Origin of the sequence: Gluconobacter japonicus (assembly GCF_002723975.1) — a bacterium.
GTDB classification, from domain to species: Bacteria; Pseudomonadota; Alphaproteobacteria; order Acetobacterales; family Acetobacteraceae; genus Gluconobacter; species Gluconobacter japonicus.
Window position 1 is genome coordinate 1 of the sequence record NZ_BEWO01000039.1, and the last position, 12,963, is coordinate 12,963.

Annotated in this window: 14 protein-coding genes and 1 pseudogene; 8 read left to right on the top strand and 7 right to left on the bottom strand. The window is 56.5% G+C overall.

What is annotated here, in order from left to right:
• Positions 1 to 135: 135 nt before the first annotated feature.
• From GJA01_RS14245 to GJA01_RS14260, 4 genes and pseudogenes are all read right to left on the bottom strand, one after another.
• Positions 136 to 336: pseudogene (locus tag GJA01_RS14245) on the bottom strand (IS5/IS1182 family transposase); the annotation flags it as partial.
• Positions 336 to 881, bottom strand: a complete 546-nt coding sequence (locus GJA01_RS14250; protein ID WP_062502560.1) for a flavin reductase — start codon at positions 879 to 881, stop codon at positions 336 to 338. The gene GJA01_RS14250 and the pseudogene GJA01_RS14245, both read right to left, overlap by 1 nt.
• Positions 871 to 1,557 (bottom strand): peroxiredoxin-like family protein, encoded by a 687-nt coding sequence (locus tag GJA01_RS14255; RefSeq protein ID WP_062502561.1) that lies wholly within the window; start codon positions 1,555 to 1,557, stop codon positions 871 to 873. The genes GJA01_RS14250 and GJA01_RS14255 overlap by 11 nt, the downstream gene beginning before the upstream one ends.
• A gap of 97 nt (positions 1,558 to 1,654) precedes the next feature.
• Positions 1,655 to 2,539 carry a LysR substrate-binding domain-containing protein gene (locus GJA01_RS14260; RefSeq protein ID WP_062502562.1) on the bottom strand — a complete coding sequence of 295 codons (885 nt, stop codon included), beginning with the start codon at positions 2,537 to 2,539 and terminating at the stop codon, positions 1,655 to 1,657.
• A 142-nt stretch (positions 2,540 to 2,681) separates the two neighbouring features.
• On the opposite strand from GJA01_RS14260, the gene GJA01_RS14265 reads away from it, so the two are divergent.
• The 5 genes from GJA01_RS14265 (at position 2,682) to GJA01_RS14285 (ending at position 7,803) form a co-directional block, all read left to right on the top strand.
• Positions 2,682 to 3,776, top strand: coding sequence for an LLM class flavin-dependent oxidoreductase (locus tag GJA01_RS14265; protein ID WP_062502563.1), 1,095 nt, complete (start codon positions 2,682 to 2,684; stop codon positions 3,774 to 3,776).
• Positions 3,777 to 3,779: 3 nt separating this feature from the next.
• The gene (locus GJA01_RS14270; protein WP_253783094.1) at positions 3,780 to 4,679 is read left to right on the top strand and encodes an NAD(P)-dependent oxidoreductase; all 900 of its coding nucleotides are present in this window, start codon (positions 3,780 to 3,782) and stop codon (positions 4,677 to 4,679) included.
• A gap of 102 nt (positions 4,680 to 4,781) precedes the next feature.
• Positions 4,782 to 5,588 carry a class II aldolase/adducin family protein gene (locus GJA01_RS14275; RefSeq protein ID WP_062502564.1) on the top strand — a complete coding sequence of 269 codons (807 nt, stop codon included), beginning with the start codon at positions 4,782 to 4,784 and terminating at the stop codon, positions 5,586 to 5,588.
• A 14-nt stretch (positions 5,589 to 5,602) separates the two neighbouring features.
• The gene (locus GJA01_RS14280) at positions 5,603 to 6,199 is read left to right on the top strand and encodes a cysteine dioxygenase family protein (protein ID WP_062502565.1); all 597 of its coding nucleotides are present in this window, start codon (positions 5,603 to 5,605) and stop codon (positions 6,197 to 6,199) included.
• The gene (locus tag GJA01_RS14285) at positions 6,196 to 7,803 is read left to right on the top strand and encodes a rhodanese-like domain-containing protein (RefSeq protein ID WP_062502566.1); all 1,608 of its coding nucleotides are present in this window, start codon (positions 6,196 to 6,198) and stop codon (positions 7,801 to 7,803) included. Before GJA01_RS14280 ends, GJA01_RS14285 begins: the two co-directional genes overlap by 4 nt.
• 51 nt (positions 7,804 to 7,854) lie before the next feature.
• Here the strand turns inward: GJA01_RS14285 and GJA01_RS14290 are convergent, their stop codons facing one another.
• Both GJA01_RS14290 and GJA01_RS14295 read right to left on the bottom strand, forming a co-directional pair.
• Positions 7,855 to 9,018, bottom strand: coding sequence for an acyl-CoA dehydrogenase family protein (locus GJA01_RS14290; RefSeq protein ID WP_062502567.1), 1,164 nt, complete (start codon positions 9,016 to 9,018; stop codon positions 7,855 to 7,857).
• A 45-nt stretch (positions 9,019 to 9,063) separates the two neighbouring features.
• On the bottom strand, positions 9,064 to 9,924 hold the full coding sequence (locus GJA01_RS14295) for an aliphatic sulfonate ABC transporter substrate-binding protein (RefSeq protein ID WP_255312287.1): 861 nt from the start codon (positions 9,922 to 9,924) through the stop codon (positions 9,064 to 9,066).
• 262 nt (positions 9,925 to 10,186) lie between these two features.
• Between GJA01_RS14295 and GJA01_RS14300 the strand changes: the two genes are divergently transcribed.
• Genes GJA01_RS14300 through GJA01_RS14310 form a run of 3 tightly spaced genes read left to right on the top strand, consistent with a single transcriptional unit; the run spans position 10,187 to position 12,384 of the window.
• Positions 10,187 to 11,026 carry an ABC transporter permease gene (locus tag GJA01_RS14300; protein WP_062502568.1) on the top strand — a complete coding sequence of 280 codons (840 nt, stop codon included), beginning with the start codon at positions 10,187 to 10,189 and terminating at the stop codon, positions 11,024 to 11,026.
• Positions 11,023 to 11,751: an ABC transporter ATP-binding protein gene (locus GJA01_RS14305; protein ID WP_010505447.1), complete on the top strand. Its 729-nt coding sequence runs from the start codon at positions 11,023 to 11,025 to the stop codon at positions 11,749 to 11,751. The genes GJA01_RS14300 and GJA01_RS14305 overlap by 4 nt, the downstream gene beginning before the upstream one ends.
• Positions 11,752 to 11,778: 27 nt before the next feature.
• Complete coding sequence (locus GJA01_RS14310; RefSeq protein ID WP_062502569.1) at positions 11,779 to 12,384, top strand: nitroreductase family protein; 606 nt, start codon at positions 11,779 to 11,781, stop codon at positions 12,382 to 12,384.
• Positions 12,385 to 12,669: 285 nt separating this feature from the next.
• Here the strand turns inward: GJA01_RS14310 and GJA01_RS15760 are convergent, their stop codons facing one another.
• Positions 12,670 to 12,927, bottom strand: a complete 258-nt coding sequence (locus GJA01_RS15760; RefSeq protein WP_099282464.1) for a transposase — start codon at positions 12,925 to 12,927, stop codon at positions 12,670 to 12,672.
• Between the last annotated feature and the right edge of the window lie 36 nt (positions 12,928 to 12,963).

Sequence of the window (12,963 nt, forward strand, 5' to 3'; positions counted from 1 at the left end):
TAGCAGTTTTCTTTGGTTGTGTGCCCCCGCAACCAACTGAACCAACTTAATATCAAGTACTTAGGCCGCCTACCGGGCGGCCTTTCTGCGTTCCAGAGCACTAACTGGAATCATATAGGAATCAAACGGCGGAGAAAGATGTCGGGGCATAGGTTTGAGATGCGGCTTTTTTCTGTGAACCTTTGAGACCAAGCAGTGCTTTTCCATGAAGTCTTCATTGGGTTTTGAGCGATACGCCTTGTCGGCCCAAACCGTTGAGGCCGTATTGGTTTTATCCAGCAGGCCCGCGCGCAGTCTGGCGCCATCCCTGCCGGCAGCATGCGTCGTTTTCCATTTCAGGCCCGTTTGACGGGCAAATGGTGAAAATTACGAGAGAACCAGGCAAGCCCATGGTCGGCGTCTGCACTGGTAGAAATGGATTTGACGGCACAGAACAGGGCGTCGTGCGTACCCGCGCTGTGAATGGCGTCAATTTCGCAATCAAGTGTGACAAGCGCGTCTGAGAGCAGGGCTGACCCTGTTTCGCCAATGACCCAGTTGCCTTGTGCGAACTTCTCGTCAGGTTCTACGGAGCGGCTGGCAAAGACCCGTGCCAGATCATGATGAACAGGCGACAGCACACTAATTCCGACGACACCGTTCTTCAGAAACGCCTGATGGGAGCGATTACTGCGGTTCAGACAGACCAATACCGTCGGAGGCGTATCGCTGACACTACTGATGGCGGAAACCGTTAGCCCCTGACGCCCTCCGGGGCCGTCAGTTGTGACGAGAACCACGGGAGCCCCAAGCAGGCTCATCGCTTCCCGGAACTGGTCCTGACTGACGGCAGGGGCTTCAAAGGTGGTTTGCGAAAGCAGGGTTGTGGTGTCATGCGGCATGAGAAACGTCTTTTTGGTCTAGACCGAGAACCTTCAGGATTGTTGAAGTTTCTGTTCTGCGCATCCAGTCAGGCGAGATATCGATAAAGCGCACAACACGACCGGGATTGAGAACCAGAACGGTGGGCTTTGGAAGTTCCCAGCGCGGTGTTCCATTCAGGGCTTCGCTTCGGCTCCCTTTGGAAATCGCGGCAGCTTGCGCGGTCTCATCGAAGAGATAGGTAATTCCCAGACCCTGAGACAACGCCAGTTCCGGATCATTCAAGACCGGAAAAGGCAGATCATTCCGCGTTCTGATGCTGTCGAGTTCTGGAAAAGGCTGGGAGGATACTGCAACTAGCGGAATGCCTGCCGCTTTCAGAATGGAAGCCAGCGTTTCTGCATAGTAGGGCAGCGCAATATTACACGCTGGACAGCCGGCGAACCTGAAAAATACCAGAACGGCTGGCCCTGAAGATGTCAGATCATCGAGTGAAACCGTGGCACCATCTGCGTCCAGAAGCGTGTACGGCGAAAGGACGTCGCCCGCTTTAACATGCGTCGTTTCGGGTTGTGCACGGACAAGGGCTTCCCGTTGCGCGATATTTCCAGCCAGAGCTTCAGGAGACCACGTTCTGCGACGTTCTGCCTCAACGGCTTCATAACGGCTTTGGAGGGAAGAAGAGGGAGTGCTCATGCTCATTAGACCCCAAGGGTGACCTGATTGGCCCACCATGGGGGAGAACCGGGCGCGGTTTCCAAAGAGTTTTTCTTATGTGGCAATTTGCGCCCGGTCATTGATCAGCTGTCGCCTGAGCCAGAAGTTCGGCAAGGTCCTGAGCAGCCTCCGGCAAGCCGTTTCTCTGTACGAGAATTGTTTCGATTTCCGGGACTTCCGGCAGGATCCCCGTTGGCAGAATGGAGAGACCTTCGGACGTCGCGAAACGTCGCGTCCGGCAACTTGCGCCCAGACCGCTCCGAACCCCCGCGCGCATGGCGGGAAGATGCGGCGTTTCAAGCACAATGCGGTAGTCCCGACGCGCTTTCGCAAGGGTCCTCAACGCGGCCTCGCGGAACCGGCAGGGTGGCTCCAGCAGGACGAGTGGAATCTCAGACTGGTCCAGAACGCTCGGATCTCCGATCCAGACCATTCTGTCATGTCCTACAATACGCCAGGAGGAATTGGGGCGATCCCCATGTTGGCCCAGGCACAACACAATATCCAGCCGGGAACGATCAAACATTTCCAGCAGTTCCGCTGAGCCACCAACGCGAACGGTCAGCCTGCAGCGCGGATGTTCGAGCCGAAAACGTGCCAGAACGTCTGGTAAAATAGTGTCGGCAAAATCCTGCACCATACCAATCGTTATGGGTTCCGGTTCAGAAACGTCTCCAAGCTTGTGCATGATCCGGTCATTGAGAGCGAGAAGCTGTCGTGCATAGGCCACAGGTTCTTCGCCAGCGGGGGTAAGGACCAGCTTTCGTCCATCCCGACGGAAGAGTTTCTGCTGCAACACGTCTTCCAGCCGCTTCATCTGCAGACTCAGAGCGGACTGCGTCAGGAAGATCGTCTCGGTCGCTTGAGCCATAGAACCAGCTTCAACGATCGCGACGAAAGACCGCAGAAGTTCAGTTGGAACATTGCGTGCCATGCGCTGTGGAAGGGACGTGTTGGACATAGCAGCGCTCCGTGCTGGAGGCATGGCTTATAATTAACCATGCAAAAGTGTGGCATTTGTGTTTCTTGCTTGAATTATGACGTAAGAAAATGAGTATATTGTCAATACAACAATTTACTATAGTCTTTTAGGGGCTTCAGCCATGCCTGTGGAATTCATCGGGTTCGTGAGCAGTCAGAACCATTCCGAGATTATTCCCCCAACAGGGCCGGTCATTGATCTCGCCCATATCGAGACGGCTGCCAAAATCCATGAAAATGGTGGTTTTGACCGGGTGCTGATCGCCTTTCACTCTAACTCGCCCGAGAGCATTCTTCTGGCCCAGCATGTTGCTGCGTCCACGCGGACGCTGGGTTTGATGGTGGCACATCGTCCTGGATTCACGGCACCGACTCTGGCAGCCCGTCAGTTCGCAACACTGGATCAGATCAGTCGTGGTCGGGCTGCCGTACATATCATCACGGGCGGGAGTGATACGGAGCTTCAGGCCGATGGCGATCACACCGTCAAGGCAGAGCGGTATGCCCGGACTCGCGAATATCTTGAGATTGTCCGTCGGGAATGGAGCAGCCGGGAGCCATTTGATTATCAAGGCAAATTCTACACTGTGCATGGCGCCCAGTCTCGTGTGCTTCCCTATCAGGGGGACGCCATTCCGGTTTATTTTGGCGGCTCTTCGGACGAAGCCATTGCTGTAGCCGGGGAACAGGCGGACGTTTACGCCCTGTGGGGAGAAACCTACGAGCAGGTTCGTGAAACCGTCTCCCGTGTTCGGGCTGCTGCGGAAAAAGCGGGGCGTAATAACCTGCGGTTTTCGCTCTCTCTTCGGCCCATACTGGCTGAAACGGAGGAGGCTGCATGGGCCAAGGCGGATGCCATTCTCGAGAAGGCCAAAGCTCTTCAGGAAAAGACGGGCTACACACGTTCGTCCATCATTCCGAACGAAGGATCCCGCCGTCTGCTGGCTGCGGCCGAGAAGGGCTCGAGGCTGGATAAGCGCCTTTGGACGGGGATTGCCGCTCTGACGGGCGCCAAAGGCAATTCCACGTCCTTGGTGGGAACGCCGGATCAGGTTGCGGAAGCCCTTCTGGATTACTACCGTTTGGGAATTTCAACGTTCCTGATCCGTGGGTTTGATCCGCTTGTGGACGCCTATGACTATGGGCGGGATCTGTTGCCGCGTGTTCGCGAGCTGGTTGCGAAAGAAGACCAGCGCTCTGGCCAGAAGGCTGCCTGAAACATGGCAAGCGCCTCAACGGCCTTGACGGTCATCAACCAGATCGGGCCGGAAATCGGCCATATCCTTTCTGGGTTGGGTGAGCGCGTCCGGGTGGTGGCTCAGAGCCGGGATGTTTCCGAGCCATGGAATACGGGTGAGGCAGATATTCTGTTGACCGGTCCGTCTGCAGCATGGCGCAATGCCCCTGAAGCCCCTCCCGTTGGCTGGAATCCCTCGCTCCGCTGGGTGCAGATTGCATCGGCTGGCGTTGATGGTTTTCCAGAATGGCTACTTCAGGGGCGCGACATTACGACGGGTCGCGGCAATGCTGCCGGACCGATTGCCGAATACGTCCTTCTTGCTCTTCTGGCCCAGACCAAGCGGTTCGAAACGTTCAAGCCGTCTTCTCCCGAGGAGTGGGGGCAGCAGGCGTCTGTCGTCAAACACAGTGCGCCATTGGGATCGCTGGCGGGGCGGGCGCTTGGCCTTGCGGGATACGGCGCTATTGGGCAGGAAATTGCTCGACTGGCGCGTAGCTTTGGCATGACTGTTCTCGTCTGGCGCAGGAGTGCGTGGACGGATGGGGAAGCGGAGCGTGAAGGTGTGCAGCCGGTTTCCGATCTCGGCACGCTGTTTGAACGCGCCGATCATCTGGTGTTGGCCCTGCCGCTGACATCAGAAACGAATAGCATCGTAAGCGCGGATATACTGGCGCGAGCAAAGCCCGGACTGCATCTCGTGAATGTTGCGCGGGGAAAGCTGATTGATGAAGCAGCGCTCCTGGACAGTCTCAATCACGGACGTATCGCAGCAGCGACGCTGGATGTTACGGCGCCTGAGCCTCCTCCTGCCGGACACCCCTTTTACACCCATCCCAAAATTCGGCTGACGCCCCACATCTCCTGGTCCGGGCCAGTTTAGGGCAGCGCATTACCCGGAATTTCGAAAATTTCCTTCAGGGGCGGCCTCTGGAAGCCCGGTTGGATCTGAGCCGTGGATACTGATTTCTCAAGGAAGACCCTCATGAGTGCGACACAGCATAACATCTCGTCCCTGCAGGAAGTCCGTGCACGGACCCACCGTCTTCAGCCGCGCAAACCCGCAGCGACGTTTGAAGAAGAGCGCCTCCATCGGAAGCAGCGCCTGGCTGCGACGTTCCGGCTCTTCGGGCGCTATGGCTTCGATCAGGGGCTTGCAGGGCATGTGACTGCCCGTGATCCGGAGTTCCCGGACCGGTACTGGATTAACCCGCTGGCTGTGCATTTCTCGCAGATCAAGGTTTCTGACCTTCAGCTTGTGGATCATGAAGGAAATATCCTGATCGGTGAACGCCCGATCAATACGGCAGGCTTTACCATACATTCGGCGTTGCACCGTGCGCGCCCGGATGTGATCGCTGCGGCACACACCCATTCCACATATGGCAAGGCATTTTCCGCGTTAGGGACTGAACTGCTCCCCATCACGCGGGATTCCTGTGCTTTTTACGAGGATCATGCGGTTTTTGATCCGTTTAGCGGGGTGGTTCTGGATGACAATGAAGGTGACCGTCTGGCCGCGACGCTGGGAAACCGGAAAGCTCTGATCCTTCAGAACCACGGTCTTCTGACCGCTGGGCCGACCGTTGAAGCCGTGGCGTGGTGGTTTTTGGCTATGGATAACGCCGCCCATACCCAACTTCTGGCGCAGGCCGCCGGACCGCTGAAGCCTATCGCGCCGGATATTGCACGGCTGACTGCCAGCCAGGTCGGGACGGCGCAAGGTGCCTATTATTCGTTCCAGCCTCTTTGGGACTGGATCGTCGCACTTGAGCCAGATCTCCTCGATTAAGGATTGCGAAATCAATGACGAATATTGAGCCATTGCGGGAGTTCGTTTCCGGATTTACTCGGCTTTTCGAGACACATTCCGATGCCGCATCGATCCAGAAAGCGGGAGCGGAGCTTCTGAAAACACTCGTTTCGCGCGATGACTGGCTACCCGAAACCTATACCCGGCCACATCCGGAACGCTACAGCCAGTATCTTCTGCACTGTGACCCGCTGGAGCGGTTTTCTGTTGTCAGTTTCGTCTGGGGGCCGGGGCAGAAAACGCCTTTGCATGATCATCGTGTCTGGGGCCTGATCGGGATGCTGCGCGGGAAGGAAAGCGAAACGCAGTTTACGCGCAGGGACGATGGGACCTTTGAAAAAGGCGACACGGACTTCCTTGAACCGGGTGAGGTCGCATTTCTGGCGCCGGGGGTGAATGACTATCATCTTGTGGCCAATGCCCAGCCGGATCAGACGTCCATTTCCATCCATGTGTACGGGGCCAATATCGGCGGTGTTTCGCGTGCCGTTTACGATGAGACCAGTGGCATCGAGAAGAGTTTCATATCCGGATATTCGAGCGAGGACGTTCCCAATCTCTGGGATCGTTCCAGGAGCAAGGCTGCATGAACAGCATTACAAATCTTCTGCCCGTGACCTCTTCGGAAGACGTCCGGCAGAGCTTGAAAAATGGTGCTGAAATCGCGCTTCTGGATGTCCGGGAAGAAGGGCCTTTTGCCTCTGCGCATCCGCTCTTTGCCGTCAACCTGCCTGTGGGACGCATCGAGGAGCGCATTGCCGGGCTGGTGCCGCGCAAGGACGCCCCCATTGTTGTGTATGATAACGGGGAAGGCCGTACGGCAAAAGCTGTTCGACTGCTCCAGTCTCTTGGATATTCGGACGTCTCGGCGCTGGAGGGCGGTCTGGAAGGCTGGAAACGATCCAGGGGGGAGATCTTCATTGATGTGAACGTCCCGTCCAAGGCATTCGGCGAACTCGTCGAACATGTCCGGCACACACCATCCCTACCAGCGCGTGAGGTTCATGATAGGATCAAGCGCGGCGATGATCTCGTTATTCTCGATGCAAGACGGTTCATTGAGTACAATGTCATGTCTATTCCCGGAGGCCGCTCTGTTCCGGGGGGTGAACTGGCGTTGCGGGTTCGGGATATTGCGCCTTCGCCGGAAACAACCGTCATTGTGAACTGCGCGGGACGGACAAGATCCATCATTGGCACGCAGTCCCTCGTCAATGCGGGAATACCCAACCCGGTTTTTGCGCTTCGAAACGGCACAATTGGTTGGACGCTGGAAGGACTTTCGCTCGAACATGGCGCAGCCCATAAAGGAGGAGACGTCTCGGAGCAGAACCACCAGGCAGCGCGCGAGCGTGCGGAACTTCTGGCAGAGCGGACCGGTGTTCGGTCTGTTACGACGGACGATCTAGAAAGGTTTCTGGCTGATCCGGAGCGGACTGTTTATCGACTGGATGTGCGTTCGCCTGAAGAATACGTGGAAGAGCATCTGAAGGGGTTTCGTTCCGCACCGGGTGGCCAGCTTGTGCAGGCAACGGATGAATGGGTTGGTGTCCGGCATGGAACGATTGTTCTGACGGATGACGATGGGGTTCGTGCCAGAATGACGGCGCACTGGCTCAGGCAGTTGGGATGGAACGGTGTTTACGTTCTGGAAAAATGGGATGGTCTGCCTTTAGAAACCGGGCAGGAAGCGCCTTTGCTTTCCCAGCCTTTGCCGGACGTGGAAACGATTTCTGCTCTAGAACTGCATGAGCATCTTGAGGGGGGCAAGAGTCTGGTGTTGGACCTCGCCACCAGTCCGGCTTTCCGGAAGGGACATATTCCGGGTGCGCGGTTCGTGATCCGCCCGGATCTGGTGTCTCATCCGGTCATTCGTGAGGCTGAAGAGATCGTTCTGGTATCTCCGAATGGTATTGCCGCTTATCTGGCAGCGCCGGATCTTGCTGACGGAAGCCGTCGCATTCGTGTTTTGAAGGGAGGAACGGAGGCTTGGCAGGCAGCAGGTTATGCGCTTGAAACCGGGCTGGATGATTCGCAGGCCTTTTCCACACCGGATGATGTCTACAAACGGCCTTATGAAGGCACGGACAATGCGGCAGAGGCGATGCAGGCCTATCTGGACTGGGAGTACGGGCTGGTTGCCCAGCTTGAGAAGGATGGAACTCATGGCTTCAGAGTTCTGGAAAATATCTGAAGCCTGACGATCTTTCCCGGCGACTTTCGTGGTCGCCGGGTTTTTTTGTATCTAGACCTTCAGGGCCTCTCGCCCGGCTGCCAGAAGGGCGCTGTCACCTTGAGGGGTGTGAACGCGACCGCACAGCACATTGCGATAATGCCGTTCCAGTGGGTTGTCCTGGCTCAGACCGGGGTTTCCGATAGCGGCGACCGCTTTGCTGACGGCGGCAATGGCATTTTCGGTGACAACCTGTTTGGCCAGTCCGGCGCGGGTGTCGCTTTCCGTACCCTGTTCCGCGAGGGTGATGGCATGGTTAATCAAAGCCTCATTGGACAGAAGCAGAGCATCAATCTCACCGAGCAGGATGTGAAAACGGGGCAGGGTTGCGAGAGAGGCCCCGAGATTGGAAGGAACGCGGCTGTGAAGGAACGTCACCAGCCAGTCCCGCGCCGCGATGGCAATCCCATTATAGAGGCCGGCAATGACAATCGCATGCCAACTTGCAATCGCGACCGGGCCAGTTTCCTTTGCAGGAGAAGGCGCCAGAAGGCCCAGATAGCGCTCTGGAATTTCCACATTATCAAAAATGATGGTGTGACTGCCGGTGGCACGCATTCCAAGCTGGTGCCAGCTTTTCTCGATCCGCACCCCTCGCAGGTCGAGCGGAACAAGAACCGGTCCGACCTTGGGTTCGGCATCATCCGTTTTTGCCCAGACAACCCCCCACTGAAGGGCTGTCGAGCCTGTTGAGAAGATCTTGCGGCCGGAAATACGCCATGTCGAACCGTTTTGGCTGACAGTCGTATCGGGCAGGCCACCACGGGCAGGCGTGCCAAGTTCCGGTTCCACACGTAGGGCGTTGATGAGTGCGCCTTCCTGACGAATGCTTTCGAACAGTTCCTGCTTTACCTCGTTTGACCATTGAGCCGAATGTGCGAAGGCTCCAGACTGAAGATACTGCATTGCCAGAATGAGGGCAGTCGATGGATCACCCTGTGCAAGACGGCTGACGATCTGTGTCACAGTCCGAAGGGAAATGTCTTCTCCCCCAGCAGCTTTTGGCAATGCCAGGGCGAGGAAACCCGCTTCATGAAGGTCATGCAGGTTCTCGACCGCAATATTGCCGCTACGGTCATAGCGTGGGGCGCGCTCGGTAAAGACCTGAACCAGTTCGTTGAGGGCTTTGTCCGTAACGACTGTACTGGTGGTAGGGGAAAAGGGACTGTCACCCATGGCGGTTCTCCGTCTTTCCTCGGTCTGGCAGATACTAGAACGTATTTATTGGGGGGTGGAAACTGTCAGATCGAAAGCGTCTTCCAGCTTTCCCGCGTCTTTCAGGAAACCGCCGGAGCGATAAGCGTCCAGCGTCGTCTGTTCCTGCTGAATGACCTTTGGAGTCAAAGGTGCAGGAGCAGCGATCAGGCGCTTGGCCACGGCGGTTGCGACGGGCAAGGGGAGGCCGGTCTGGCGCGCCAGAATGGCGGCATATTCGGCCTGATGTTCTGTGCCCCATGCGTAAGCAGCTGTCATCCGTTGATAGAAATCTGCCAGTTGTGCGTGCTTTGTTGCCAGAGCCTCATTGGTCGCAACAAAGAAACTGTTATTGGGCATGACATTGCGGCCATCCACAATGTTGTGTGCATGACTCTCGACGACTGCCAGAGACACATACGGTTCCCATGTAGACCAGGCATCAATCTGCCCCGTATCAAGGGCGGCTTTGGCCTGAGCGGGCGCAAGAAAAACGATATGCGGAGCCGGTGAAGGAATGGCACCCGTGGCAATCAGGCGCAGAAGCAACAGATGCCCGATCGACCCTTTGCCCGTTCCGATCCTTTTACCCGACAGATCCGCTGCGGTGTGAATGGGTGAGGTGGCCGAAGTAACCACAGCCGTAGACTCGCCACCGCCTCTAGGGGGAACAAGGAAAGCTGCCTTGATGGGTAGATGAGCGCCCCATGCAAAAAGGAAAGGGCCATCTCCCGCAATGCCCGTATCCACGGCATTTGCTGCAAGTGCCTGTAGAAGAGGAGCCGCGGCTTCAAATTCGGTCCACTGAAGCGTGTAAGGCAGGTTTTTGTCCTGTCCTGCAGCTTCGAGAAGGGCTTTTTGCTGGCCTTTCTGATCGGCGACAATCAAAGTTTCTTCTGCGTGTACAAAAGAGGGTCCCAAAAGAAGCGCGGCCATAAAGGGCAAAAGTTTTCTTACAGAGGCCATGAGAAACAACTCGTTCAGAACTGGGGCCACATCCTGCATACGACAGGAAAGTCTCCAGCCTGACTCCATGCCTGCTCAAGAACAATTAAATCACGTCAAACATTGGTATTTACAATATTCACCTGACATCTGCGCGTAGAATAGGGAAGGTGGGCGTCTAACGCTGCCTGTGGGAGGACGCCCGATGTCAGACGCCATCACACTGACTGGATCTTACAAGACTGCCGAAACCAGGGGGACAACCCGGAGTTTGAGGACCCTTGTTTCCATAAGGCGGTATGCGTCTCCCATTGTGCTGGTCTGTCTCTGGCAGATTGCCTGCTCGTCAGGGTTGCTTTCCACCAGGCTTGTGGCGTCTCCGGTTCAGATTGCCGTAACGGGCTGGACGCTGGTGTGCGATGGAACATTGCCTTTCAATCTGGGTGTTTCGCTTCTGCGGGCAGGAAGCGGCCTCGGTCTTGCCATCAGTCTGGGTGTGGCTCTGGCGCTTGTTTCGGGGTTGTCCCGTATCGGGGAAGATATTGTGGATGCGCCTCTGCAAATCCTGCGGACGTTGCCTGCGCTGGCTCTCGTGCCGTTGTATATTTTGTGGTTTGGAATTGGCGAGACGCCCAAGATCCTGCTTGTTGCGCTCGGAGCGACGTTTCCGATCTATCTGAATCTGCATAAAGGCATCCGGTCTATCGATCCGAAGCTTGTGGAAATGGCATCCACGCTCGGACTGTCGCGGTGGCAGACTATTCGGGATGTTTTTCTTCCGGGCGCATTACCTGATTTTTTGACGGGACTCAGGTACGCTGTTGGGGTGTCCTGGCTGATGCTGGTCGTTGCTGAACAGGTGAACGCGGAAAGTGGCATCGGACATATGATGATGGATGCTCAGGACTTTCTGCGGACTGACATCATTCTTGTCGGGCTTCTGGTTTACGGTGTGCTGGGGCTGATGTCCGATCAGATTGTCCGCCTTCTGGAAAGCACACTGCTGGCTTGGCGTCCGGATGGACGAAAAGGTCGTACGGCATGACGCACATACAGTCTGACGTTCATCCGGGTACCGCCGTTATTGTGGAGCGACTCACGCGTCGCTTCAATAACGGTCCTCCTGTTCTGGATGAACTGGATCTGGCGATTGCGCCGGGCGAATTTGTTGCTCTTCTGGGGCACAGCGGGTCCGGAAAATCGACGCTCTTGAGAACGCTTGCCGGGCTTGATCCGGTGACAGACGGCGCAGTGACCAGACCGCGCGACGTCTCGGTCGTGTTTCAGGAACATCGTCTTCTTCCATGGAAACGTGTGTGGAAGAATGTTGTCCTGGGACAGGAAGACAAAGCTATCCGGCAGCGGGCGGAGGCTGTTCTGGAAGAAGTCGGTTTATCGCACCGCAGCAACGCTTGGCCATTGACGCTCTCAGGTGGGGAAGCCCAGCGCGCGGCCCTTGCACGGGCACTTGTCAGAGAACCGGCCTTTCTGATGCTGGATGAGCCGTTTGCTGCTCTGGATGCCCTGACCCGGTTGAAAATGCAGCAACTGGTCGCTGATCTGTGGAAGAAACACGGCTGTGCTGTGCTGCTTGTAACCCACGATGTTGATGAGGCGCTTCTTCTTGCAGACCGGGCTGTGGTGCTTGAACGGGGGCGCATCAGGGTAGATGTTCCCATTACCATTCCGCGTCCCCGGCGGCATGCTGATCCAGGATTTGAGGGTTTACGCAGTCTGTTGCTGGATGCTCTAGGCGTGCATGCTGCATGAGATCGTATTTTTGATAAGGCTAATGTCATGACAACTGCCCCTGACCGCGCGCCGAATTCTGAGGTTCTCCCGGTTATTCTCGATCGATGGTCGCCGCGGGCGTACGAGCCGACGGACATCGATCCGCAAGATCTGCTTGGTTTTCTGGAGGCAGGCCGCTGGGCTCCTTCGGCTTACAATATCCAGCCCTGGCGTTTTATTCATGCCCGCCGGAATACGCCGGATTGGGACAGGTTCCTGTCATGGTTGATTCCGTTCAACCGAAGCTGGGCGGAAAATGCCTCTGCAATTGTCTATATCGTTTCCGGAACAATTACGATCTCCAGCAGAACGGGAGAACCGTCTCCCTTGCCGACCCATGCTTTCGATGCAGGCGCGGCGTCGGTGCTGATACAGCTTCAGGCTTCACAGGCAGGCTGGGCCGTTCACCCGATCAGCGGTTTCGATCATGACCTGGCCCATGCGGGACTGGAGCTTCCCGAAGACTATCAGGTGCATGCAGCCCTCGTCATTGGTCGGCAGGCGGATGCTGATGTTCTGCCAGAAGGCTTACGTCAGCGCGAGCAACCTTCTGGGCGTCTGCCGCTTGAGAAGATCGCGTTTGAGGGTCGTTTCAAACCGGACGACCAGTAAGGCTCCTGAAACCCTTTTTCGTTTTGTGCCTAGGTCACGTTGGCAAAAGATCCAATCCAGAGCCTTGCTGCGGCGATATTGAGGAAACTCATGAAGGACGGGGCGGTCTTGTTGTAGCGGATCGCAATGCGGCGCATCTGCTTGAGGTGGTTGAAGATCCGCTCGACGCGGTTGCGGTCCCTGTAACGTTGTCAGTCTGTTTTCTGTGGAACACTGCGGCCTTTTTGTGAGGGAATAACCGGCAGGATCCCGTGGATCAGCAGGTCCTGGCGGAAACCGTCGCTGTCATAACCCCCGATCAGCCAGCATGGCCCTGGGGTTTGGAGCCGGAAGTTCCAGCAGGGCATTTACGGCTTTATAGTCCGAGACCTGCTCGTCGGTGAGGACAAAACCAAGAGGACGTCCCTGATTGTCGCATCGGGCGTGGATTTTGCTCGTAAAGCTGCCGCGTGACCGACCAAAAGCTTCCGCATGAGCCCCTCTTTTGCGCCAGTTGCCTGTGAATGGGCACGAACCACGGTGCTGTCGACCATATGCTGTCAGTTATCCAAAGTTTGCAGCAAGGCGTCCCAGACGACC